This is a genomic window from Mucilaginibacter sp. (genome assembly GCF_964263795.1).
Classification (GTDB): Bacteria; Bacteroidota; Bacteroidia; order Sphingobacteriales; family Sphingobacteriaceae; genus Mucilaginibacter.
Map to the genome: position 1 here is coordinate 1 of NZ_CAXVWK010000039.1, position 25,074 is coordinate 25,074.

Consider the following 25,074-nt stretch of genomic DNA (forward strand, 5'->3'; position numbering starts at 1 on the left):
CGAATTGTTGGTCGCCTCGCGTAACGAAAAATGGCTGCTGTCGCAGGGCGCTGTGGAGTACGGCAAGGAGCACTATCCGTATATGGTGGCCATGCACACGCTATTTATCATATCGGTAATTGCCGAATATATTTACGGCAACCAAACAGGCACCAATTATTTTTTTATTGTGCTGTTCTTTATCCTTATCGCTATCAAAATTGTGGTGATATCTACCCTGGGCCATTATTGGAATACCAAGATCTATAAAGTGCCCGGGTCGCGGCCTGTGGCTACAGGTATTTACAAATACATTAAACACCCTAATTATATTATCGTGATCTGCGAGATAGCGATCATTCCGCTGGCGTTCAATTTATATTATACCGCGATAACATTTACTATTTTAAACGCGATGATGCTTTACGTACGTATTAAAATGGAGAATGAAGTGCTGGCAATGTAGCAAGAACTTGAAGCCTTCATCTCTGCTGAAATTTAGATATTCCTATATATTTCGATAAAAAGCTTTCAAATCAAAAAGCCCTGTCCAGACGAACCGAACAGGGCTTTTTGTTATCGGTTCTTACCGGTTATTCTTTTCCCAGTATCGGCGCAAACTTAGTAGTATAATCAGCCAGTTGTACCGAAAACTTCTTGCTTAATGCATCCTGATGGCCTGCTTTGCTAAATTCGGTAATGCCGTTCAGTACTTGTATGCCTATTTGCACATCGCGCGAATTGATGTTTCCGCCACCTTGCTGTAGTTGGTAGTAATTGTAATTTAGCTGATCAACCAGGTAAGCATCTATAGCGTTAACTAATTTATTACCCAATTTGGCATCACCTAAACGGTATGCTATCTGTGCCATAAACAGTTTACGGCCGGTAACATCTATGTACGGGTTTAGGTCGGGTAACACCTCGTCGCATTTATGTAATACCTTCAGGGCAAGATCGGCATGGCCTTCTTCTTCCAGGTTGCGGGCAAGGTCTAAAAAGGTGGTAAGCAGTACCGGATAAAACATATTGGTCGATTCATGATCAAGGTATTTGGCGTTTTTGAAATTGCCGAATTTAAACTTGTTCATCACGTTATCATACATCACCAGGCTGTTGGTTTTGCTCAGCTGGTCCTGATTAGTCGTATCGGCCTTTAAAGGCAGCAGGCGGTAAGTAAACCCTTCTTTGTACAAATAAGGCTGCAAGCCAATAAGGTTGCTGTTGCCGATGGTAGTGGTAAAGCAGATAGGACGTTTCCAGTTATTGTGTGCCAGAATATCCAATATCGCAAGGTTCTCTTTAGTTACATAGTTGGATGTGTAAGTCCATCGCATAGTACTATCCAGCTTTCCTTTTTGGTCGGCTGTTATCACGTGGTTTTTCATTACATCATCTACATTTACTTTCAGGCTGAACTTTTTGGTGGGCAGATAATTTACGCTTTCGCCGCCATTGGTTTGGCCCTGCATCGCCTTATCATCAGAGGTAATAAAGTCAAATACATCCTTTACATCGGTATAGCCTGGAATATTGCCGTCGTTAAAATAGATCACATCACGCACGCCTTCTTTGTACTTATCGTAAGGCATAGTGATAGGCAATGGCGCGCTTTGGTTCATTGGCTTTTGCATCTGGCGAATGTACCAGTCGCCGGTAAACAGGCTTAGGTTCACAATGCGCACATCAGGCCGGATACCTTCCACCTCCTGGTCATACCATAACGAGTAGGTGTCATTGTCACCATAAGTAAATAGAATAGCGTTTGGCGGGCACGATATCAGGTAATTATAAGCCATATCATGCGGTGTCATCTTAGTTGATCTGTCGTGCGCCTTCCATTCCTTGGCAGCCATTAAAACGGGCGCTACAAGTAAACAAAGCGCTGTAGCCGCATAACTGGCTATTTTGATATTAAGTTTGGCCCAGTTCTTCATCATATCGGCAATGGCAATCACCGCCAGGCCTATCCAGATGGCAAAGGCGTAAAACGATCCTACGTACGAGTAATCCCTTTCGCGCGGCTGCACGTTTGCCTGGTTTACATAAAGCACAACGGCAATGCCGGTAAAGAACCATAGCATCAACACAATAAGCGCGTCGCGTTTTTTATAACTGAAATGATAGAACATACCCAGCAAACCAATGATGAGCGGCAGGGCGTAAAGTGGGGTGTAAGTAGTACCATGGATAACGCTATCCGGCAGGTGTTTACCTCCGTCAAAGATACCGCTGGTCCAATTACCGTCATAGCCTTCGGTGCTGGTTTGTCCATCCTGATCATTATAACGACCTACAAAATTCCAAAGGAAATAGCGGCCGTACATCTGGTAGATCTGCCAGCTGAACATGTATCGCATATTATCAAAAAATGTAGGCGATTGCGTTTCGCCCAATTGCAGCCATTGGCGGTAAAACTGCACGTCCTGCGCATCGTTACTGTACATACGGGGCAGCAGAGTGGTTTTGTCGTAAATATAATTAGGGCGTTTGCCGGCTATCTCATATGTTTTGGCACCCTTGCGGTAAATGTTGGGGCCGTCTGTCTGGTCTACAATTTTTGAATCGAACAACGGGCCGGTAAGCAACGGATTTTCGCCATATTGGATACGGTTAAGGTAACCGTACATGGTAAAGGCATTATCAGGATGCGAGTTATTTAAATTTGTGTTTGCCGTTGCCCGGATAGGGATGTATGCGAACGACCCATAACCAAAGTAGATAAAGGCAACGCATAAAAACGCCAGATTGAGCGTTGGCATTTGTTTTTTGATACTGTATTGAATGCCGAACACCAACGCCGCAACAATCAGTAGCAGAAAGAACAAGGCACCGGTACCAAAGCCCATCCCTAAAGTGTTTACAAAGAATAAGTCGAAATATGCAGCGAACTTAACCGTGTAACCACGGATGCCATATTGTACAAAGCCCAGTATCACCACGCTTGTTAAAAAGGCTATAATGGCGCTTTTAGTGGTGATGTTTTTATATCGGCGGAAGTAATATACCAAGGCGAGTGCCGGAATAGTTAACAAATTTAACAGGTGAATACCGATAGAAAGCCCGATAACATAGGCAATAAAAATGATCCATTTATCGGCGCGTGGCTCATCTGCGTGAGCTTCCCATTTAAGTATAGCCCAGAAAATAATGGCGATACATAAAGAAGATAGTGCAAACACGATGGTTTCTACAGCCGAGAACCAAAAAGTGTCTGTATAGGTAAATGCCAAAGCACCTACTAAACCTGCGCCCATTATTAAGGTAGTTTGTGAAGTGCCGAAATCCTTTTCGCGGCCGGCCAGCAATTTTTTGGCTATGGCAGTAATGGTCCAGAAAAGAAACATTACTGTGGCGCCGCTTGCAATGGCCGAACCCATGTTAGTAAAGTACGGCACTTTAGTATTGTCGCCGAGAGATAGAAGCGAGAACACCTTACCCAGCATAGCAAACAATGGGTAACCCGGTTGGTGCGAAACCTGCAGGCGGTAGGCACATGATATGAATTCGCCGCAATCCCAAAAGCTTACAGACGGTTCTAAAGTTAAAATGTAAGTAGCAGAGGCTATTACAAAGCATAGCCAGCCTAAAAGGTTATTGATCTTATTGTATTGCATGTATCCCGGATAATGAGCGCGGCAAATATCAGTAATTTTATAACTTAATTGTAATTATGGCTGGTTGGATGTTGAAAATTAACAGATTTTAACTAACTCTTCCCCATGCTTCGCTTACCCAAATTCGTGCTAAGCGCCCTGCAGTGCGGAAGGAAAGTATGCTTAAAGAATATTTTTAAATAAATAACCCCCTCTAAGCGAAGCTGGGAGGGGTAGATGACGAGTGTATGTTTGGCACACCGGCTATATTACCAGTGCCTAAAGCTTTACTTTGTAGATTGAATTATCTGCGCTTAAGTAGATATCTCCGGCTTTATCTATAGTCATGCTTACTATATTACCGGTTGTAGGGTTGGCATAGATATTTGTAGCCACACCATTTTTTAACTGGTATAACCTGCTGTCTATCGAAAAATAAAAACCTCCGGTTGCATCTGCGACAAGGGTTGCAGCGCCAACCAAGCTGTTAACCGGGGCAGAACCAGAAGCGAATGTAAAAGGAAAAGTGCTGATCGCACCACCCGGGGTAATTTTTCCTACATAACCGGCAACAACGTCGATCGTATACAAATCGCCTGTTGCAGACTGAACTGCCATTGGGCCAATAACTTTGAGGTTTGGTATGGTTACTACGCCAGCCACGGGGCGGGAATTAGCTACCGTGCTTACCACGCCGGCCGGGGTTACTTTACGAATAACCCACAGATCGTTTATGTAAAAATTACCTGATATAGGATCAATAACAACCTGTCCCGGAATATTAAATTTAGCACTTGTACCCTGCCCGTCAACGTAAGACGGAAAGCCGCCACCCGCAATAGCTACCGAAGTGCCATCGGCAAGTACTTTTGTAAGCTTCAGGGCAAAATCAGGATAACTTACTAAACCCACTTGATTTGCCTGGTAAGGCGATATAAAATAAACGTTACCGGATGCATCAGCTACAGTACCGCCAAAAACGGTACCGCTTTTGCCAAAATAATTGTTATCACTGCCTATCCTGGTTATGGTTGTGCCAATACCGCCGGGGGTAACCTTTACTATCTTGTTATCGTCTGTGCCATAAATATTGCCTGCAGCATCCAGCGAGATATTTTTTAAGCCAAAATTGGTAATTGTGGTAAATGTCGAGGATACAATCTTGAAGTCGTTGTTGTAAGTAAGCGTTTTACCATGGGTGGTTAAAGCTATCTTCCCGGATGACGTATTTGATGGTACTTTAAACGATACATAGGTAAGGCTGGCTGAATCTACCACGGCGGCTACGCCATTAACCGTAACCACTGTTTTAGTTTTCGACGTACTAAAATCCTTGCCGGTGATGATAACACGGCTACCAAGCATACCAGCCGGAACATTTATACCTGATATTTGTGGATTAGGTGCTTCTGCCGTAAATTTCGTTTGATGAACAATACTCTTTCCGTTAGTTAGGAGAGTAAGCTTTACCGGGCCTGCCGGTAAATCATCGGGAATGGCCACAAGAACTCTGGTAGAATCGCCCCATATGGCAGGACTACTGATGTCATTGAACATCACCTTGCTTTCTTTATAATCCTGACTAAAATTATGGCCGTTAATGGTGATCACACTGTTAGGGACCCCCAAATTATTAAGGATACTATTGTTGTAGTAGAGCGGTCCGTCAGTATACTGTATGCCGTTGTAGCTGTAATATTGCATTGTTGTTATTATCGGCAGGTTTGCAGGGTTTTCGGACGGGTTGTTATCTTTTTTGCAACCCAGGGCCAGTACTTGCAGTACCAAAAGAGTAGTAACAAGGCGGCTGCGCTTTAACACAAATAATACTTTAAACATATAGATTGTAATGTGCCCTAAAAATAATAACAATCACTCAAAAACCAAATGGCATATTAAGATACTTTAATACTCAATTACACAGGGGCAGGGTGTGCTACTTTACACTTAAATTATACCGCTCATTTCTATCTTACAATAATTAATACTTATTTTGCCCGTGTATGCAAAAACACTATTCCTGGGTTGCGGGTAAGTACAATCTGTTGCTGTTGCTTTTTATGTTTGCTACGGTTGTAACCAAAGCGCAGTCGGTTTATTTGCCGCAGTCGTACCAGTTTTACCAAAAGTTTAACGGGCGGGTTTATTCAAAAGATAACAGCCTGCATACATCACTAAGGCCATTTGTTATCGATAGCTCCCTTGCCGGCCGCTATACGCAGTTGATGAATGTCGGGGTAGATACCAACCGCAAAAGCTGGGTACTGAGAAAGCTTTTTAACGAGCATCTTATCCAAATAAACAAAAAGGATTATACCTTTTACGGTGATTTTTTGTCAGAAAATATATGGGCGCATGATTTTGACGACCCCAATAAAAAGCCTGCATACTTTCACCCGATTGGTGTTGGCATAAAAGCAAAATTGGGCTTGAATACCCGCGGTTTTCAGTTTGGCGGTACAGTGGGCAGCAAATTCTCTTTTTACACCAGCGGATTTGAGAGCCAGGCGGTATTTCCGTCTTATTACAACTATCAGGTAGATAGCCTGGGTTTTGTACCCGGCCAGGGATACGACCGTAGTTTCGGCAAAACCACTAAAGATTACTCATATGTAACGGCTATTCTTTCGTACACCCCTACAAAGCGATTGAACATTACCCTGGGCCAGGATAAAACTTTTATAGGTGATGGCTACCGGTCGTTACTATTGTCTGATTATTCTGCTAACTATCCCATGCTGCGCCTTACGGCCAATGTGGGGCATTTTCAGTATATGATGATGTGGACGATGCTGCAGGATATCAACGAAAAGAAATTCGATAGTTTTGGAAGTAACCGCCGCAAATATGGGCTGTTCCATTATCTGGACTACAATGTAAACAACAGCCTTTCGCTGGGTTTCTTTGACGCGGTGATCATTCCCGAAGCTGATGTGACCGGCAATAGGCGCGGGTTTGATATTAATTACATTAACCCGCTTGTTTTCATTCCCGGTTCGGGTTCATCGTCGCAGCCGGCCAACACACTGTTGGGCTTTACCGGCAAGTACAAGTTTTTGGATAAGCAGGCGCTTTACAGCCAGGTAGTAATTGATAAGCTAAAATCGGGCACGGCCGCCAATGCACGTACAGGTTTCCAGGTTGGGGTGCGCGGTGGCGATGTATTCGGCGTAAAAAACCTGAGTTACCTGTTAGAGTATAACACGGTTAACCCCGATACCTACAGCAGCGACCAAACACTTACTTATTATACGTTTTACGGGGAGCCGCTCGGCCACCCGCTGGGTGCCAACTTTAAAGAGTGGACAGGCTTGATGAACTACACTATCGGCAGGATTGATTTTCAGGGACAATTAAATTATTCGCGCTACGGGTATGATGGTACGGTGTTCAACTATGGCCGCAACCAATCTATGCCGCAGTATCCGGCTGCCGCGAGGATCCCGCTTGGCCCTGGTATTACTACCAACGTAAAATATGCCGAAGGTACCGTATCGTTCCTGGTGAACCCTAAGTATAATTTCCGCTTTGAGCTGGCCGGACTTTACCGTGATGAAAAAACCGCTCTTGGCAGTAAAAAAACAACTATGCTGTCGTTCGGGCTGCGCACCACATTTAGGAATCTATATCACGATTTTTAAAAGTTATCAACTGCGACGGTTTTTACAAAGGCTTATGGTAAGCTATGTTAAAGTTAGGTGTTAGATCAAGGTTTCACATGGTATCCCAGTGGTTTAAAATACGTGGCGGTTTAAATCATCGCAAACTTTCAATTATCTTTGATCCTCTCTAATTACAATTATGGCTACAGAAGTTAAATGCCCAAGCTGCGGACATGGTTTCCCTATTGAGGAAGTGATGGCCGAGGAATATAAACAGCAGCTCAGGCTGAAAATGCAGGATTATACCCGCCAAAAGGAAGATGAGTACCGCAAAAAGGAAGAGGAGTTTGCTGCCAAGGAACGCCAACAGCACCTGGCTTTTGAGCAGCGCCTTGCCGGAGAAAAGAAAACCCTGCAATTAACCCTGGAAGAGAACCTCCGCAAATCCATCGCATCTGATTTTGAGAACCAGTTGCTTATGCTGCAAAATTCGGTAAAGGCAAGCGCCGAAAAGCTAAAGGAATCCAGGCAGAAGGAGTTGGAATACATGCAGCGTGAGCAAAGCTTAAAACAAAAGGAAGAAGAACTGGAGATTGCCCTGCAACGTAAACTGCAGGAGCAGCGCGCCGAACTGACCGAGCAGATACGCAGGCAGGAAATAGAAAAAAGCAGTATTAAAGACACCGAGCACCAGCTTAAGGTGAAGGAAATGGAAAAGCAGCTGGAAGACCAGAAAAAACTGGTTGACGAGATGAAGCGCCGTGCCGAACAAGGATCAATGCAACTACAGGGCGAGGCGCAGGAACTGATACTGGAAGAGCAGCTGCGCACCTATTTTCCATTTGATGTGATAAGCGAGGTGGGTAAAGGTGTGCGTGGTGCCGACTGCGTGCAAACGGTGCGTAACCAGTTTGGGCAGGAGTGTGGCCGTATCATTTATGAAAGCAAACGCACATCAGCTTTTGGTGGCGACTGGATAGAAAAACTGAAGAAAGATATGCGCGCATCTAATGTTGATGTTGCCGTAATAGTTACCCAGTGCTACCCTAAAGGCATGGAATGCTTTGGCGAAAAGGACGGCGTATGGATCTGCAGCTTTGACGAGCTGAAAGCCGTATCCTACATTCTGCGCGATGGTGTGCTTAAACTTGCCGCCCTGGCAAAGGCACAGGATAATAAAGGCGACAAAATGCACCTGTTATATGATTACCTAACCAGCAGCGAATTTTCTGAACAATGGAAAGCGATACGCGAGGGGTATATGAGCATGCGCCTGTCAATTGTAAAGGAAAGAGACACGATGGAGCGGTTATGGAAATCGCGTGAGAAGCAATTGGATAAGGTGTTAATTAACGCTGCCGGCATTAAAGGAAATATTGAAGGTATTGCCGGGAATGATATGATCCAGTTAAGCCTTGGCGATGAGGATGATTCGCTGCTTTTAGAATAGCCATTTACATCCATTACAATTTGTATTAGAATTATATCAAACATTATATTTATTTTAGCTCCTTTATTGCTACTCATCTTTTATACTTCCCGGTCACTTTTCAATTCAAACTTTTATTAACATTCGTAGTAATGATTAAAGTTCTGTTGGCCGACGGACACATCGTAGTGCGTAACGGTATCCGGGCTCTTTTGGAAAGAGACAAAGAAATACAAGTATTAGCCGAAGTTGATAACGGGAGGGAGGCGTTGCTGTATTTGAAAGGCAGTGATAACGAACGCCCGGATATTGTCATAACCGCCATTAATATGCCTCACATGGGCGGTATAGAACTTCTTAAAGAGTTAAAACATATTAACCCGCCAGTTAAGGTAATCATATTATCCAGTCGCAATAACGAAAAAGATATAATTGAGGCTTTCAAAACAGGTGCTTCCGGTTATATGATCAAAAGCGTGAGCGCTGTTGAGTTGCTTTATGGTATCAAATATGTTCACGAAGGGAAGGAGCGCTTTTTGTGTAATGAATTAGCGCTGATGTTGCTGGATAAATTAGTTAGTGGTGTTGATAGTCAATTTAATGTAGACGCGTCTAATCTTAATATATCCAATCGCGAAGTAGAGATCCTCTCGCTAATCTCCAAGGGTTTCACTAATCAGGAAATTGCCGATAAACTGTTTACCGGCAAGCGTACTATCGAAAGCTTACGGCAGGCGCTGATCGAAAAAACCGGCACCCGTAATTCCGCAGCGTTAATTAGATATGCTGTTTTAAATAGAATTATAGGATAATAGTAATTCTTTGGGGAAATAAATTTCAATTAAATTTCTTATAATGATAAAATTAGTATTTTTACTATTATAAAATCGTATAAATACTTTTTATTTTTACAGCATTCATCGCACTTTTACGTTAACACGAATAAGTGATGGCATGAGAGCTATTTTTACAAAAACTATTTTAGAATTTTTGATTTCAAAGGGTTACCGATACTGTTTATCTAAAACATCCAATCAATTTAACGGCAAAAACTCCGTTTGCATTGATTTATATCCTATAAAAGAAAAGCCTGTAATAAAAAATCTTCCGCCCAATACTGATACATACTTTAGTATAATCCGCGAGCCGCTTATCCTGGCGCAGGGAGTTGATGATACCGATGTTTTTGTGAGTTTAGATGACGTAGATCTAAGTGATTTTCATAGCAGCATAAGTGTTTTTAACTAGATGGATAGACGGATATTAATTATAGATAACGACAACGGCTGTCTGGAAATGATGACCGAAGTATTTCAGAATGAAGGATTTGATATAAAGGGATTGTTAGGCACGGCAAATATCTTTGACGAAATTGATTTGTTTAAACCCCACCTGGTAATTATTGATTACATTTTAGAAGGTGTGAATGGAGGCGAACTTTGTCATCAGCTTAAAACGAATGAGCATACTTGCCACTTACCGGTTGTTATCATTTCAGCCCATTCAAAAGTTATTCATTCGTTAGGCAATTATAAAAGCGATCACATTCTCGCAAAGCCCTTTGATATCTTTGAATTGCGTGATATTGTTACCGAACTGATATTTTAGCATTTTTTCGTATTTATCCGGACTTATATGTTAGTTATACTAATAGCGGGTTAAATTGTTAATTACAATTTTGCAGGGTTTTACACTGCAATAAATGATTGGTAGTTCCGGAATAAATAAAGTTATATTAATAGGCCAGATTTGCGAAGATTTACAACTTAAACATTTAAATCGTGGTGAGCAGTTTATACTTTTGAAATTGGTCACCAATGAAGTTATCAAAAAAGGTAAAGAAACTGCGGTTCATAACGAATATCATAATATTAAAATACCGGCAAATTTAACCGATCAGGCTTTGGAACTCCAGGTTGGCCAAACCGTTTATCTGGAGGGGAAACTAGCCACAACATCTCATGTGGACGATAACAATGTGAAAAGGTACCATCTGGAAGTTATCGTTGTTAAATTGGAAAGTTTGCAAGCCGTTCCGGTAATTAAATAATTGGGAGGCGGTTAATTGCCATCTAATCTAAAAAAATGTAATTTTACCGTTCACCACCGGGCATCGGTCCCTGTAACCTATGGCAGATTTAACAACGCTATCGCAACTTGCATTACAGCTTTTACAGCAACTGATCTCTATCCCGTCTTTTAGTAAAGAGGAAGACCGCACTGCCGATCTGATAGATCAGATTTTGCAACAACACGGCGTTGGCACGCATCGCAAGCTGAATAATATTTGGGCATGGAATAAGCACTTCGACGCATCAAAGCCAACCATACTTTTAAATTCGCATCATGATACGGTTAAACCGAGCTCGGGCTACACACGCGACCCTTACGACGCCAAAATTGAAGATGGCAAACTTTACGGGCTGGGCAGTAATGATGCCGGCGGCTGCCTGGTGTCATTGATCGCTGTATTTTTATACTATCACGATAAAGAAGACCTTAAATATAACTTTTGCCTGGCCACAACTGCCGAGGAAGAGATATCGGGCGTTAACGGCCTTGAACTGATCATTCCCGAACTGGGTAAACTGGAATTTGGTATTGTTGGCGAACCCACATTAATGGACCTTGCCATTGCCGAACGCGGGTTAATGGTACTGGATTGCACTGCATACGGGAAAGCCGGCCACGCCGCGCGCGAAGAGGGTGAAAACGCCATTTATAAGGCACTTGCCGATATCGAGTGGTTCCGTACGTTCAGGTTTCCTAAAGAATCAGAAGTATTTGGTCCAATAAAAATGTCGGTAACAATCATCAATGCAGGCTCGCAACACAATGTGGTACCTGCAAGCTGTACTTTTACAGTTGATGTAAGGGTAACCGATGCTTACCGTAACGAAGAAGTATTAGAAATTATCCGTCAGCATGTAACCTGCGATGTAAAACCGCGCAGCATCCGCCTCAAACCATCCTCGATAGATAAAAACCACCCGTTTGTACAGGCAGGCGTGGCCTTAGGGCGCAAAACTTACGGATCGCCAACTACGTCAGATCAGTCGCTGCTGGATATCCCGTCTATCAAGGTTGGCCCCGGCGATAGCGCCCGCTCGCACATGGCCGATGAGTTTATCTACGTAGATGAAATTGCCGAAGGGATAGCACTGTATATAGAGATGCTGAATAAGATTGTTTAACCTGCCTGCCTTCAAGTGCCTAAATTTACATCTAAGAGCGGGCTAGTCTTATCTTTTAAATGCACCACCTATCATATTGATTAGCAGTAACACCTGTGCTGCCACCGGGATAGCTACCAAAGCAAAGATCATGGCATTCCAATTTAAACTGCTTTTGGGCTGTGCCACGGCATAATATCTGGTAGGTGCCTCTTCATGCGGAAAAATCGAAATAGGATCAACAAAACAATCAGCGGCATAATAGTTAATAGGATATGCGCCCATGTTATCCTGGTTGAAAGTAACAGCCGGTTGGCAAAAAAGTAGATCAGGAATAATAGCAGCATTGCCCAGGCCAGTGTACGCAAAATCCCGGTTATGGCAACAACAAAATAAGTATCCGACAGGTTGAGGTCGACATTTTTGGATGACGGAAATAACGATGCAATAAGTAATACCAGTGCCAGCAAGGCAAACAATACAAACGGGCGGTTTTTCAGGTCAGGTATCTTCACAGGGGACTTGCTCATATCATAAACTGCTTTAAATATAAAGCATAGCTGTTGACCTTGTTGGTTTTTTAGGTTAATTAATTGCAAGGTGGGCTGTTAGGTTGAACAGTTAAGGCTATTATTGCATCAACGTATCATCTACACCTTTTAATTTTATATTTGCAGCATGAGCAAGCTTTGGCAAAAAACCACCAACGTTGATACGCTGGTAGAAAACTTTACCGTTGGGCACGACCGCGAGTTAGACCGGCAGATGGCAGCCTTTGATGTATTAGGTTCGCTGGCACACACTACCATGCTGCAGTCGATAGGTTTGATGGATGCAGCCGATCTTGCCCTTGTACAGCGCGAGCTTAAAGTGATTTATGCCGATATCCAAAACGGCAATTTTACTATTGAAGAAGGGGTAGAGGATGTGCACTCGCAGGTAGAAATGCTGCTTACCCAGCGCATTGGCGATGCCGGTAAAAAGATCCATAGCGGCCGCTCCCGTAACGACCAGGTGCTGGTTGATCTGAAGCTGTTTTTCCGCAGCCAGCTGCAGCAGATAGTCGAAGATACCGGTAAGCTGTTTCGGCAATTGATAGATCTGAGCGAGCAGCATAAAGATGTTTTGCTGCCCGGTTATACGCATTTGCAGGTAGCTATGCCGTCGTCGTTCGGCCTGTGGTTTGGCGCCTATGCAGAAGGTTTGGTTGATGATTTGGAAATGGTGCTTGCCGCCTGGAAGATTACTAATAAAAACCCGTTAGGATCGGCTGCCGGTTATGGTTCGTCGTTTCCGCTTAACCGTACCCTAACCACCCAGTTGCTGGGGTTTGAAAGCCTGAACCATAACGTGGTTTACGCGCAAATGGGACGGGGCAAAACGGAGCGCGTTATTGCGCAGGCACTATCTTCCATAGCGGCGACACTGGCTAAAATGGCAATAGACCAATGCCTGTACCTGAGTCAGAACTTCGCGTTTGTAAGCTATCCGGAAAACCTGACCACCGGCAGCAGTATCATGCCACATAAGAAGAATCCCGACGTGTGGGAGATCATGCGGGGTAAATGTAATCGCATGCAGGCGTTGCCAAACGATATTGCGATGATGACCACTAACCTGCCATCAGGCTATCACCGCGAACTGCAATTACTTAAAGAGGTTTTGTTTCCCGCTTTTACCGATCTGATAGACTGCCTGCACATGGCTAACTTTATGCTGCAAAATATCAGCGTGAATAAAAATATTTTGGACGACCCTAAATACGCTTATCTTTTCAGTGTTGAAGAGGTGAACAAAGCTGTATTGAACGGCACGCCGTTTCGCGACGCATATAAGCAAATAGGCCTGGAGATTGAGCAGGGGAACTTCAACCCTGATAAAACCGTGAACCATACCCATGAAGGCAGTATTGGCAACCTGAACAACGCGGAGATAACCGCGGCGATGGAAAAAGTAGTGCAAAGCTTCGACTTTAAAAAGGTGGAGCAAGCGATAAAAGAGTTAGTCGGTAAGTCCGAAAGTCGGTAAGTACGAAAAGCAAACACAAAATATAAATGTAATCTTCCGGACTTTCTGTCTTCAGACTTCCGGACTCCGAAAAACTATGAACGGACAAAACAGAGCAGACATTTACCCGGGTTTAGAGGTAGATATCATCCTGAAGAAAGATCAGCGGAGCGGTAAATTGACACGCGGAATTGTAAAAGATTTGCTGACAAGTTCTGCTTTTCATTCCCGCGGAATTAAGGTACGTTTGGAAGACGGCCAGGTAGGCCGGGTAGCCGAAATTGTAGAAGAAGATTAAGATTTTGACCAGCGATATTTAATACTTCGCAGAACGAGGCAGTAGCTATCGGCGATAAATAAAGATAAAATATGAAACCCGTATCCGAACCTAAGAATTATTTATTATTGCGTTTGGATGCTAACCATCGCCTGCTGATTGGTTTGGTGATAGCGGCTATAACTTATCTATGTTGCAGGCACATACCATCGGTACCCGCTGTGGCGCTGATTACCTGGGTAGGGTTTTCGCTTACCATTATCATCCTTAGCTGGATAGTGATTTTGTGGGCACACCCCAAAGATATCCGTAAGATAGCCAGGCTGGAAGATTCAAGCAGGTATTTGATCTCGCTGTTCGTTACATCTGCATCACTTATAAGTTTACTCGCTATTTTTCTGCTTTTAAAATCGTCTAAAGGCGAGTCGCAGCAAACGGTGGCCGGCTACGTTTTCCTGTCAATGGGGGCGGTGGTCACCTCGTGGTGGCTGGTACATACTATTTATACCCTGCGTTACGCACATCTATATTACAGCGTTGAAAAAGGCAACCGTAACCCTGCCGGCGGCCTGGAGTTTCCCGGCGATGATAAAGAGCCGGATTATATGGATTTTGTGTACTTCTCTTTTGTACTGGGAATGACGTTCCAGGTGTCGGATGTCGAGATCTCCTCAAAACTCATCCGCCGTATAGCCTGGCGCCACGGCCTCATTTCATTTGCTTTTAATACCGCCATTGTAGCGTTAAGCATCAACGTAATATCCGGCTTGGTATCTAAGTAATATCAACTCAAACTTGTAGTTAAACTCGTAGTAAGGATATAAGTAGAGCCAAATTTACTCGCCCTCTATCTTCGAATGCTTTTGCGTATCACTCATTGTTATGTAAACTAATAGCGATAACATTACGCAACCGGTAACGTACCAGTAAAACAATTCTTCGTGGCCATTTTGTTTAAATAGCAAGGCAAGATACTCTGCCGAACCACCAAATGCCGACACCGCAATAGCGTAAGGGAAGCCCACACCTAAGGCGCGGATATGCGCCGGAAACAACTCCGCCTTTACTACCGCATTAATGGCAGTATAGTTACTTACGATAAGCAAGGCTAGCATGATAAGGGCAAAGGCAACCCAAAAGCTATGGGTTTGGCTTAAATAAGTAAGTATGGGGATAGTTGTGAGTGTGCCCAGTATGCCAAACGCCTTAAGCATCGGCTTGCGGCCAATCCTGTCGGACAGCAGTCCATACAGCGGCTGTATCAGCATAAAAACTACCAGGGTTAAGGTTGATATCAGCGTGGCCGTATTCTTGCTGAAGCCATTGGTATTCACCAGGAACTTCTGCATATAAGTTGTGAACGTGTAAAAGGCTACCGTTCCCCCAATTGTGAGGCCAATAACCGTAAGTACCGCTTTCGGGTGTTGCGCCAGCGCCCGGAGCGACCCGCGGGCGCTGCTTTGGCTGTCGTCTTTCTTATCAAGGTTTACCGACTCCTGGAGGCTGCGGCGCAGGTACATCACTATAATGGCCAGCGCAGCGCCAATGCCAAAGGGGATGCGCCAGCCCCAGCTATGCAATTGATCTTCTGATAGAAATACGCGTTGCAGCAATATCAATACGCCCAGTGCCAGCAATTGCCCCATAATAAGGGTTACATATTGGAAGCTCGAATAAAAGCCCCGTCTTTTTTTAGTAGCCATTTCACTTAAGTAAGTAGCGCTGGTGCCATACTCGCCGCCAACGCTTAGCCCCTGAATTATACGTGCAAGTACCAGCAATACAGGTGCGGCAATGCCGATATGCTTAAAATCAGGCGTTATGGCAATAATGAGCGACCCGGCACTCATTAGCAATACTGAAAAAGTAAGGGCTGTTTTTCGGCCGTGCTTATCGGCAAAAGTGCCCATAAGCCAGCCGCCGATAGGCCGCATTAAAAAGCCGATGGCGAAAATGCCTGCGGTATTTAAAAGTTGGGCTGTAGGATTACTTTTCGGAAAAAATGCTCCCGCAAAGTATAGCGAAAATGCCGAGTAAACGTACCAGTCATACCACTCTACCAAATTCCCCAGCGAACCGCCAACAATTGACCATACACGGCTTTGGGTTGTTTGTGGTTCGGCAATAATACTCATGGTTTGGCAGATTTTTTGGCAAGGGCAAGATAGCTAAAATTGCGTCGAAAATTTCACATGTTGCTTTGATGGCACTCCCAGTTCATACGGTAAACCCATTGCTGACTAAAAATTCGGAAAGAAGGTCCCTGTAAGAAATAGTCGTTACTAATTTTGTTTTCCTCCGATTCTTGCCTAACTTTCGTTATGCTTTTTACCGAAGATTTTTTGCATTACGTATGGAAGTTCCGGCTGTTTGACAGGCTTGACCTGCGAACAACCGAGGGTGAAGAGCTGCAGGTTTATTCGGCAGGGCTGCACAACAGCCATGCAGGGGCCGATTTTCAAAACGCGCGGATCCGCATTGGCAATACGACCTGGGCGGGCAATGCTGAACTGCACCTCAGCTCGTCCGATTGGCAACGCCATGGCCACAGTACAGACAATGCCTACGATAGTGTGATACTGCATATTGTTTACCGGGATGATTTGCCCCTGTACCGTAATAATGGCAAACGCGTGCCCACGCTGGAACTGAAAGACCGTATTAACCCGGATCTTTTTAACCGCTATCATAACCTTGTTTTTGGTGCGCAAACTATCATTCCCTGCGAAGCAAACATTGCCACGGTTGATGGCCTGACCATGCGCAACTGGCTTACGCGCATCCTGGTAGAACGACTCGAAAAACGATCTGAAGCGGTGATTGCTGCGCTTGCCCAAAACCGGGGCGATTGGGAGGAAACCTTTTACCAATTTTTGGCAGCTAACTTCGGGTTTAAAACAAATGCCCTGCCTTTTGAACTGATGGCAAAGTCTCTGCCTCAAAATATCCTGGCTAAGCACAAGAATAACAGTATGCAGATAGAGGCGCTGATTTTTGGGCAGGCCGGGTTTTTAAATGAAGATTTTACAGATGAGTACCCGCAGAAATTGAAAAGTGAATACCAGTTCCTGCAGAAAAAGTTTAACCTTGCACCGGTAGAGACCCATCTATGGAAATTCCTGCGGATGCGGCCGCAAAACTTCCCTACTATCCGTCTTGCTCAGTTCGCCGGGCTGGTAGTGCAATCTAATCACTTGTTCAGCAAAATCCTGGAGACCAAAGATGTTAAAGCCTTGCGTGAACTGTTTAGCAACATTAACATCAACCCGTACTGGGATACGCATTACCGGTTCGACAGGGAGTCGAAACCAGCAGGCAAACATTTTGGCGCGGCCTCGGTTGATACCATATTACTTAATACAGTTGCCTTATTTTTATTTAGTTACGGTAAGCACCTGCAACAACAATATTATATAAGCAGGAGCCTAAAGCTTTTGGAAAATATTCCCGGCGAACAAAACAGTGTAACCACGGATTTTGTTAACTTAGGGCTGGATATCAAATCAGCATTTGAATCGCAGGCCTTACTGGAGCTAAGAAATAACTACTGTAATTATAAGAAATGCCTACAATGCGGCTTTGGAATTAAAATATTAAAACCGTCCTGATATGTTACAACGGATCTTCACCTTTTTTGAGCGCTACTCCTTTGGGGTATGTACTTACCTTGGCGAGCGGTTTAATATTTCTATCTCCAAAATCCGCCTATTTTTTATTTACACCTCATTCTTAGCAGTGGGTTTCCCGCTCATATTTTACTTCTTTGCGGGTATCGTGCTTGATCTCCGTAATTACATCAAGCGACAGCACACTTATTACCGGTAACACCGGTTATAACATTGCTGTGGCGGCTTCGCTTGAATAACAATAATTACATTCTTACTCGAACAGGCCTTGTTCCTTGCCGATAAACTGTGGCCGGTGAATGTTGAGGGCTAATTTGTCATTTAGCTTGGCAATTACGTAATCGCAAAGCTCCGGCGAGTAACGCTCATCATGCTGGTGCATAAAAAACCAAACCGATTGCAGGCCCAACTCTTTCCATTCCACTATACGGTCTACCCATTCATCGCAGCGCAGGTAATCGGTTGGGTGCAGGCCATTACCAACAAACCTGATAAAGGCATGCGGGGTAGGCAACATCATGTGCAGGCAATCCCGGCGGCCGGTGGCATCTGTTAGTATAGATCCGATATTTAACCGCTTAAACAGGCTGAAAGCAGCCTCTTTATTTTCGGGCACGGCAAACCAGTCTTTATGCCGTAATTCAACATAAACGGGGAGGTCTGTAGGCAGGCGTTCCAGATAAGCCGTTAGCTCGGGCAGGCTTTTAGGCGTAAAGTTATCGCTCAGCTGCAAAAACAGCGGCCCCAGTTTATCGCCGAAGGCCAGCACACCATCATAAAATGTAGTAGTAATATCATCTGCGTTTTTAAGCCTGCGGATATGGCTGATACTTTGCGAAAATTTAGGACAAAATTTAAAATCGGGGTTGGCGTCGGCCTTTTGTTTCCACTTGCCTATTGTGTCGGGGCCATAAACCTGGTAAAAGGTTGCGTTGAGCTCGATACAGTCGAAATGCTTTACGTACTCATCCAAAAAATTCGCATCCTTTGTTTTTGGAGGATAGATCTGGCCCACCCATTCTTTACGGCCCCATTTAGCGCAACCCACATGTACCTGTAACGGCGATTTGTTTTTTGACGCGGTAAGTGTATCAATAGTGAACTGCGGGTTGACAGGCAGACTAAAGTCGATGCTTCCAATTTGTTCTTCCGGTACGCGGCCAAATTCCATACTACTGATAATTTATAAAGCCGCAATTTAGCCTTTATTAGTGCCTTTTGCTAAAAGACGGCAAAATATTACATTCCCGGATAAATTAACCAACAAAGCTCTAACTAAGATTTAAGGTAGATGAAAAAGGGGATGGTCTTAAGCAGATCATCCCCTTTTTTGTGAGTATTGTTTTACAAAAACATGCCACCCGAAGCTTCAATGCGCTGTGCATTAATCCAGCGGGCATCTTCGCTACATAAAAACGCGATAACGCCGCCGATATCGTCCGGCTGACCGGGGCGGCCAAGCGCGGTTATCGACGAGATAAAGTCATGCATACCCGGGTGGCTGTCAAACGCGCGTTTAGTAAAATCGGTTTCGATAATGCCTGGCGCAACCAGATTAGCTGCAATGCCGCGGCTGCCTAATTCTTTAGCCAGGTATTTTGTAAACACTTCAATAGCGCCTTTCATAGATGCGTAGGCTGCGTAACCCGGCGTTGCAAAGCGCGTTAACCCGGTAGACAGGTTGATGATGCGGCCACCATCAGCAATGGTAGTTAGCAGTGTTTGGGTTAAAAAATAAACACCCTTAAAATGGATGTTAAACAAGTTGTCAAAATCTTCCTCAGTGGTTTGCGCAAATGGCGACGCGGCATCGATGCCGGCATTATTCACCAAAAAATCGAAGGTGTCCCTGCCCCAAATTTGTTGTAAAGTATCAGCAAGTGTTTCTTTAAAAGCTGGAAATGTGGCTACTTTGCCGGTATCCAGTTGCAAGGCTGCGGCTTTAAGGCCTAACGACTCAATTTCTTTTACCACTTGGTCGGCTTCGTCTTGTTTGCTGCGATAGGTGATGATGACGTGGTTTCCCTTATGGGCAAGTTTCAATGCAGCGTTTTTACCAAGGCCACGGCTGCCGCCTGTTATCAATGCTATTTTGTTTGTAGGTTCCATTTATATAGTTTTTAATGTTGATACAAAGGTGCGGCAAAAACCGGCAGCAAAATGGTATCCACATCGGATAAAATGGTATCACCTTCGGAATGTGCATGAGGTTAAAAAATGAACAAAGCTGATCCAGGCGCCCTGTCCGCTCGCTTCAACTAATAGGTCTCTGCACAAGATCAGGCGAACAAACCAGTTTTAAATTGCGGCCGAACGCGTTTTTTAGATGCCTGCTCATAGGCGTAAGCTATACGGATCAGCTCTCCCTCGGTCCAGGCAGTGCCGAAGAAGGACAGGCCCATAGGCAGGTCATGCCATGCCCCCATAGGTACGGTGATGTGCGGGTACCCCGACATGGCTGCCGGTGATGAAAACGAAAAGCCGTTATCGTAATCGCCGTTTATCAGGTCGATACATACGGCAAAGCCATTGGTAGGGCCGGCAATTGCATCCAGTTTGTTATCGGTAATGATCTTGTCGATAATTTTGCGTGATATCCCGTTAGATTTTGCAACGGCATCCAGGTACTCTTTGCTGTTTAAGTCGCCTTTGGTTTGCGCAAGCTCCAGGGTTTCTTGTTTAAAAAAGGGCATTGCCTTATCTTCATTAGCGGTATTGTAAGCAATCACATCTGTCAGGTTCTTGACTTTGGCCGCCGCAGTAGAAAGGTATTCGTTCAAACCGTCTTTAAATTCGTATAGCAGGACTAAAAATTCACTGTCGCGAATTTCATGGAGTTGTTTGTTTACGTCAATTTCAATCACTTCGGCACCTTGCGCCTTTAGGGTAGTTAAGGCTTGCTGCAGCAATTTTAACGTAGCGGCATTAGGGTTGTCGATCTTTTGCATACCTATGCGCTTGCCCTTTAAACCGTTAATATCTAAAAATCTGGTGTAATCTTTCTGTACCTTGCTTTTAAGCGTGAAGCTGTCTTTTGGATCGACACCTGCCAATGCACCCAGCAATATTGCAGCATCTTTTACCGTACGCGCCATTGGGCCAGCTGTATCCTGTGTTTTTGAAATAGGGATGATACCTGTACGGCTTAGCAAGCCTACGGTAGGTTTAATACCTACCAAACCGTTAACCGATGATGGCGACACGATGGAACCATCAGTTTCGGTACCGATACCAACAGCGCAAAGGTTAGCCGAAACAGCCGAACCCGTACCGGCACTCGAGCCGCTGGGGTTACGGTCAAGCACGTAAGGGTTTTTAGTTTGCAATCCGCGGCTGCTCCACCCGCTGGTGGAATGCGAGGAGCGGAAGTTGGCCCATTCGCTCAGGTTGGTTTTACCCAGCAGCACAGCGCCTGCCTCACGCAGCTTGTGCACAATAAATGCATCTTGTTTGGCAAAATGCTCCCCCAGCGCAAGTGAGCCGGCCGTAGTATGCATATTATCACCCGTGTCAATATTATCTTTTATCAATACCGGGATGCCATGCAGCAGGCTGCGTACCTTACCTGCCTTGCGCTCCTTATCCATTGCATCTGCCATATCCAGGGCGCTCTTATTTACTTCTATAACCGCGTTCAAAGCCGGGCCCGTTTTATCAATGGCCTTAATGCGTTTAAGATATAGTTCGGTTAGGGCACGCGAAGTATGGCTGCCGCTTTGCATCTTTTGTTGGAGGCTATCAATGGTGGCTTCGTTCAATTCAAAATCATCCGCGGCGGTAGTGTCTTTCATTTTACTGGCATCGGTGGCGGATGGCGTACATGAAGCGGTTACCAGCGTAGTTAAGGTAAGGCCGGCTAATGACCCTGTTTTAAGGAAATTTCTGCGTTGCATATGGGGGAGTTATTAGATCATCCCAATTTAATGATTTTAGCGCGAAGTAAAAGGTCAGTCGGCAAAGTAAACCGGTTTGGCCGATTGCGGTATCACCAATGCATCGTTGTAATTTGGCAACAATTTATGCAGTATGGTTTGCGGCATGCTGCCAACGTCTAAAAATTTCCATTTTTTGCCATTGTCGTCACTTACACCTAAAAGATATGATTCGGCATAGTAGTGTCCTTTCGGCATCCGGAAGATGATGTATTCAGGTATAAGACAGTGCAGCTGCGTGCCGGCTTTGTAAACAGGTCCGGGCAAACCAACTGTGCCTTCAAACTTAACAATACCACGTTTGCGGATAGTTTCTATTTTATCGGTAATTAATTTCTGCATCATTTCCCGTCCTCCGGATAGCTCAATTAAAGCAGGGTAGGTCAGATCGATAACCGTTTTATGATCACCGTTAAAAGTGGCAGCAGCAAACCGGGCAGCTTGTTTTTTTATGGCGATAGTATCCTGCGCAACTAATTGTTCCGCGCAAAAGAGGATTAGTATGCAGATAAATAATCTAGAAAAACCGATGGACCATGTATGAAGGTAAGCCATATGATAGTTAACGACAAGTTATGAATCCAATTGTGAACTAAAGTAGATTTACAATTAGTGAAATAAATTAATTAGAGAGAAACTTATATTCTGTAACAATGTTTATCTATTGGCTAACATGCAGTTGGCCAAATAAACAGTAATATCATGCCAGAAAACTCAAATCCACAACACACAGAAGGCCCTGTAGCCAAAGCAATTGAACAGCAAACCGCGAAGATACCATCTGATGTATTCTTATGGGCAGCGCTAGCCTCTATTGGCGTATCAATGACTTTTAAAGTACTGGGTAAACGCCACAATGCTTTATTTGTAGGGCAGTGGGCCGCGCCATTTTTACTTTTAGGAATTTACAACAAAATTGTAAAACTCGAAGGTTCCGACAATCAGTCATAATCTAAGGCAACTGGTGCTTAACTGCATCAGTTGCAACGATTAGTTTATAAGCTTGGTGTTTTTGGCTGCGGCAATCTTAGGTCCTTATTAAAATAAGGGAACAATTGCGGTATCTTATCTATCGTTGCCTTGTTCAGATCGGTAAAGGTCCAGCTTTTGCCGCCGTTTTGGCTCACTGCCAGCAAATTGCTTTGCGTGGCGAAACTTCCGTTAGCTGTTTTCACCCGAATATTTTCAGGCACCAGGCAATGAATTTCCCGCCCGGCTTTGTAAAACTTGCCCGGCTCGCCAATGGTAGCGCTCTGGAAAGTGGCACCGGTAGCTTTCATTTGCATCATAGCACCAGTTAAAAGCTGCAGCATTTTTTGCTTGCCGCCTGCATTCTGTACTATTTTAGGGTACATGTAATTTACCACGGTAGAATAATCGCCACTGACAAGTGCATCAGATACAATGGTAGCCTGCTTTTTTAACACCGCAGTGCTTTGCGCAAATAAAGTTGCCGGCAGCAACAGTAGCATAATTAGTTTAAACGTTAATCTCATTTTTTAACAGCTTTTTTTACCAGGATCTCATCGGCCAGTTTGGCTGTTCCATCCACTTTATCCAACGGGTTTATCTTAAGGCCAAGTATGCGGCTTATCATGTTAAATACATCAACGTTTTGAAATGTTTTGATATGAAGATGCTTTTTAAATGCCGGCCCCCATGCATAAAAGGTGGCGTGCATATCTTTTATAAGGGTGGGGTCGTATCCGTGCCAGCCGGGGTTAATGGTTTTGCGATTGCTCAGGTTAAAAACCATAGGCCAATCCGGTATCAGCAAAATATCGCCAATACGATTGTGCCTGTCATCGGCAGTGCCATAATGCAGGCGTGCAGGTACATTGGTCTTTAAATAAACCTGGTAATTTTTGGCCTCTTTTTTCAATTCGTCATAAGTAGGCTGTATCGAAGATTTGTCTTTAGCGTACAGCTCAACTAAAATGCCATCGCCGGATATGGTGAACTTAGAAGTATCGATAGCGGCCGGGATCCTGATCTGTTCCTCGGTGTTTACCTTGGTCATGCCATGATCTGATACAAATACAAAGTTTACATTAAGGCCGGTTGTTTTTACGGCTTTATAAAGTTCATTAACGGCCGAATCTACATAGTGTACCTCATGCGCAACCTCCGGTGATTCGGGTGTGTGCAGGTGCCCGGCATGGTCCACCTGGGGGAAGTAAAAGGTGATCAGGTGCGGGCGCTCGTCGGTTGGCAATTTAAGCCAGTCCACAACAGCGCTGATGCGGTTATGTGTGTTTATCTTTTCGTTATAAATATAATAGTAGCTGGGGCGTATTTCCTTTATAGCTGCCTCAGATGCTACCCAGTAAAAACTGGCCGATTTCATTTGTTGCTGCTCTGCCAGTACCCAAAGCGGCGATCCGCCATACCATGATCCGTCGGCAACTTTCTTTTTGTTACCCATGCTATAAAATTCTTTGCGGTCGCGGTCGTAAAAGCTGTTATTTACCAATCCCGAATGCGAGGGGTACAAACCGCTCACCATCGCATAGTGGTTAGGGAAGGTAACAGACGGGTATGACGGCTGCATCGAGGCCGCAGCAACACCCTGTTTACGCAGCCTGATTAGGTTTTCGGCATTGTAGCGGTCCGCATAATCCCAACGGAAACCGTCGGCAGAGATTAAAATTACATACGGTTTTTTTTGCTGGGCCGGGCTGTTTTTGCGCCCGGCTATAATTTGCTGGGCGGTATCAGTTACCGGTACCACAATCTGGCTAAACCCTTCCAGGCAGGCAAATACCAGCAACAGCGCAATGCTAAGTTTTTTCATGATGATTTTTGTACGGTAAAAATAGACAATAAAGGTTAAGCGCAGGATAGGCTATTGTAAAATGTTAGCTGCACTATAGCAATAATCTTACACGGTTTTTGCCTGTAACAACAAGCCGATTTGTTATCTTGTGGTGTGCATAATTGATTTTACTATGTCGGGTTTCAGGCGTCTGCTTTTATCGGTTACGGTTGTTGGGCTTACCGGCTGCAGCGGGCAAAAGGGCGTTTACACCAGCGAATGCTCGGCAGGTATAACTTATCGTAAAGTAAGCTTCGGCAAGCTGGTTTCCCATTTAAAGGATTACGACAGGCAATACGTGGAGGTTACCGGCAAATATGTGGAAGGTAAAAACCTGTCGGCCCTGCTAAATGACAGTACACTGGTAGATAAGGGCAACCGAAACGCGCTTTGGATCAATTTTTCGCAGGACTGTCCGCTCAAACTTACCGGTACCAACACCGGTCTTTTTCAATATGGCGACGGCGATTTTTCACGTATCAATAATCACCGGATGACTATCAGGGGGCAGGTAGACGTTAAACAGAAAGGGCATTTGAATTCATATATCGGCGCAATAGATATGATAAGCTATGTAGAGATCTATTAATTGCTCATTTTTTTAGCAAACAATAACTTAGCCATGGGGTTATTCTAAT

Annotated in this window: 25 protein-coding genes; 15 read left to right on the plus strand and 10 right to left on the minus strand. The window is 44.4% G+C overall.

What is annotated here, in order from left to right:
* The coding region (locus tag ACE5CV_RS07115) for an isoprenylcysteine carboxyl methyltransferase family protein (RefSeq protein WP_374949475.1) at positions 1-445 on the plus strand (445 nt) is incomplete at its 5' end.
* A 127-nt stretch (positions 446-572) separates the two neighbouring features.
* Here the strand turns inward: ACE5CV_RS07115 and ACE5CV_RS07120 are convergent.
* Both ACE5CV_RS07120 and ACE5CV_RS07125 read right to left on the minus strand, forming a co-directional pair.
* Positions 573-3,596 carry a protein O-mannosyl-transferase family gene (locus ACE5CV_RS07120; RefSeq protein WP_374949476.1) on the minus strand — a complete coding sequence of 1,008 codons (3,024 nt, stop codon included), beginning with the start codon at positions 3,594-3,596 and terminating at the stop codon, positions 573-575.
* A 258-nt stretch (positions 3,597-3,854) separates the two neighbouring features.
* On the minus strand, positions 3,855-5,414 hold the full coding sequence (locus tag ACE5CV_RS07125; RefSeq protein ID WP_374949477.1) for an IPT/TIG domain-containing protein: 1,560 nt from the start codon (positions 5,412-5,414) through the stop codon (positions 3,855-3,857).
* Between the two features lie 164 nt (positions 5,415-5,578).
* Here ACE5CV_RS07125 and ACE5CV_RS07130 point away from each other — a divergent pair, with 164 nt between their 5' ends.
* From ACE5CV_RS07130 to ACE5CV_RS07160, 7 genes are all read left to right on the plus strand, one after another.
* Positions 5,579-7,216, plus strand: a complete 1,638-nt coding sequence (locus tag ACE5CV_RS07130) for a gliding motility protein RemB (protein WP_374949478.1) — start codon at positions 5,579-5,581, stop codon at positions 7,214-7,216.
* A gap of 160 nt (positions 7,217-7,376) precedes the next feature.
* Positions 7,377-8,627: a DUF2130 domain-containing protein gene (locus ACE5CV_RS07135; protein WP_374949479.1), complete on the plus strand. Its 1,251-nt coding sequence runs from the start codon at positions 7,377-7,379 to the stop codon at positions 8,625-8,627.
* A gap of 131 nt (positions 8,628-8,758) precedes the next feature.
* Positions 8,759-9,418, plus strand: a complete 660-nt coding sequence (locus ACE5CV_RS07140) for a response regulator (protein ID WP_374949480.1) — start codon at positions 8,759-8,761, stop codon at positions 9,416-9,418.
* 142 nt (positions 9,419-9,560) lie between these two features.
* Positions 9,561-9,854, plus strand: coding sequence for a hypothetical protein (locus ACE5CV_RS07145; protein WP_374949481.1), 294 nt, complete (start codon positions 9,561-9,563; stop codon positions 9,852-9,854).
* Positions 9,855-10,214 (plus strand): PleD family two-component system response regulator, encoded by a 360-nt coding sequence (locus tag ACE5CV_RS07150; RefSeq protein WP_374949482.1) that lies wholly within the window; start codon positions 9,855-9,857, stop codon positions 10,212-10,214.
* A gap of 94 nt (positions 10,215-10,308) precedes the next feature.
* Positions 10,309-10,656: a single-stranded DNA-binding protein gene (locus ACE5CV_RS07155; RefSeq protein WP_374949483.1), complete on the plus strand. Its 348-nt coding sequence runs from the start codon at positions 10,309-10,311 to the stop codon at positions 10,654-10,656.
* Positions 10,657-10,735: 79 nt separating this feature from the next.
* On the plus strand, positions 10,736-11,800 hold the full coding sequence (locus ACE5CV_RS07160; RefSeq protein WP_374949484.1) for a M20 family metallo-hydrolase: 1,065 nt from the start codon (positions 10,736-10,738) through the stop codon (positions 11,798-11,800).
* A 143-nt stretch (positions 11,801-11,943) separates the two neighbouring features.
* Here ACE5CV_RS07160 and ACE5CV_RS07165 read toward each other — a convergent pair whose 3' ends face one another.
* Positions 11,944-12,309 (minus strand): hypothetical protein, encoded by a 366-nt coding sequence (locus ACE5CV_RS07165; protein WP_374949485.1) that lies wholly within the window; start codon positions 12,307-12,309, stop codon positions 11,944-11,946.
* A gap of 148 nt (positions 12,310-12,457) precedes the next feature.
* Between ACE5CV_RS07165 and argH the strand changes: the two genes are divergently transcribed.
* The 3 genes from argH (at position 12,458) to ACE5CV_RS07180 (ending at position 14,845) form a co-directional block, all read left to right on the plus strand.
* The gene (argH, locus tag ACE5CV_RS07170) at positions 12,458-13,807 is read left to right on the plus strand and encodes an argininosuccinate lyase (RefSeq protein WP_374949486.1); all 1,350 of its coding nucleotides are present in this window, start codon (positions 12,458-12,460) and stop codon (positions 13,805-13,807) included.
* Positions 13,808-13,883: 76 nt separating this feature from the next.
* Positions 13,884-14,084, plus strand: a complete 201-nt coding sequence (locus ACE5CV_RS07175) for a YwbE family protein (RefSeq protein WP_374949487.1) — start codon at positions 13,884-13,886, stop codon at positions 14,082-14,084.
* Positions 14,085-14,155: 71 nt separating this feature from the next.
* A complete protein-coding gene (locus ACE5CV_RS07180; protein ID WP_374949488.1) occupies positions 14,156-14,845 on the plus strand; it encodes a DUF1345 domain-containing protein in 690 nt (229 codons plus the stop codon).
* Between the two features lie 54 nt (positions 14,846-14,899).
* On the opposite strand, the gene ACE5CV_RS07185 is transcribed toward ACE5CV_RS07180, so the two are convergent.
* On the minus strand, positions 14,900-16,198 hold the full coding sequence (locus tag ACE5CV_RS07185) for an MFS transporter (RefSeq protein WP_374949489.1): 1,299 nt from the start codon (positions 16,196-16,198) through the stop codon (positions 14,900-14,902).
* A 186-nt stretch (positions 16,199-16,384) separates the two neighbouring features.
* On the opposite strand from ACE5CV_RS07185, the gene ACE5CV_RS07190 reads away from it, so the two are divergent.
* On the plus strand, positions 16,385-17,671 hold the full coding sequence (locus ACE5CV_RS07190) for a DUF2851 family protein (RefSeq protein WP_374949490.1): 1,287 nt from the start codon (positions 16,385-16,387) through the stop codon (positions 17,669-17,671).
* Between the two features lies 1 nt (position 17,672).
* Positions 17,673-17,888, plus strand: a complete 216-nt coding sequence (locus ACE5CV_RS07195; protein ID WP_191164192.1) for a PspC domain-containing protein — start codon at positions 17,673-17,675, stop codon at positions 17,886-17,888.
* 54 nt (positions 17,889-17,942) lie between these two features.
* On the opposite strand, the gene ACE5CV_RS07200 is transcribed toward ACE5CV_RS07195, so the two are convergent.
* The 4 genes from ACE5CV_RS07200 to ACE5CV_RS07215 form a co-directional block, all read right to left on the minus strand.
* Complete coding sequence (locus ACE5CV_RS07200; protein ID WP_374949491.1) at positions 17,943-18,860, minus strand: DUF72 domain-containing protein; 918 nt, start codon at positions 18,858-18,860, stop codon at positions 17,943-17,945.
* A 173-nt stretch (positions 18,861-19,033) separates the two neighbouring features.
* Positions 19,034-19,798, minus strand: a complete 765-nt coding sequence (locus tag ACE5CV_RS07205) for an SDR family oxidoreductase (RefSeq protein ID WP_374949492.1) — start codon at positions 19,796-19,798, stop codon at positions 19,034-19,036.
* A 170-nt stretch (positions 19,799-19,968) separates the two neighbouring features.
* Entirely contained in the window at positions 19,969-21,582 is a 1,614-nt protein-coding gene (locus ACE5CV_RS07210) for an amidase (RefSeq protein ID WP_374949493.1), read from the minus strand.
* A 54-nt stretch (positions 21,583-21,636) separates the two neighbouring features.
* Complete coding sequence (locus tag ACE5CV_RS07215; protein WP_374949494.1) at positions 21,637-22,176, minus strand: hypothetical protein; 540 nt, start codon at positions 22,174-22,176, stop codon at positions 21,637-21,639.
* A gap of 147 nt (positions 22,177-22,323) precedes the next feature.
* On the opposite strand from ACE5CV_RS07215, the gene ACE5CV_RS07220 reads away from it, so the two are divergent.
* Positions 22,324-22,572 (plus strand): hypothetical protein, encoded by a 249-nt coding sequence (locus tag ACE5CV_RS07220; protein ID WP_374949495.1) that lies wholly within the window; start codon positions 22,324-22,326, stop codon positions 22,570-22,572.
* Between the two features lie 44 nt (positions 22,573-22,616).
* Here the strand turns inward: ACE5CV_RS07220 and ACE5CV_RS07225 are convergent, their stop codons facing one another.
* Both ACE5CV_RS07225 and ACE5CV_RS07230 read right to left on the minus strand, forming a co-directional pair.
* Positions 22,617-23,117 (minus strand): hypothetical protein, encoded by a 501-nt coding sequence (locus ACE5CV_RS07225; protein ID WP_374949496.1) that lies wholly within the window; start codon positions 23,115-23,117, stop codon positions 22,617-22,619.
* Positions 23,114-24,415 carry an ectonucleotide pyrophosphatase/phosphodiesterase gene (locus ACE5CV_RS07230; RefSeq protein WP_374949497.1) on the minus strand — a complete coding sequence of 434 codons (1,302 nt, stop codon included), beginning with the start codon at positions 24,413-24,415 and terminating at the stop codon, positions 23,114-23,116. The genes ACE5CV_RS07225 and ACE5CV_RS07230 overlap by 4 nt, the downstream gene beginning before the upstream one ends.
* 154 nt (positions 24,416-24,569) lie before the next feature.
* Here ACE5CV_RS07230 and ACE5CV_RS07235 point away from each other — a divergent pair, with 154 nt between their 5' ends.
* Complete coding sequence (locus ACE5CV_RS07235; RefSeq protein WP_374949498.1) at positions 24,570-25,025, plus strand: hypothetical protein; 456 nt, start codon at positions 24,570-24,572, stop codon at positions 25,023-25,025.
* Positions 25,026-25,074: the final 49 nt, after the last annotated feature.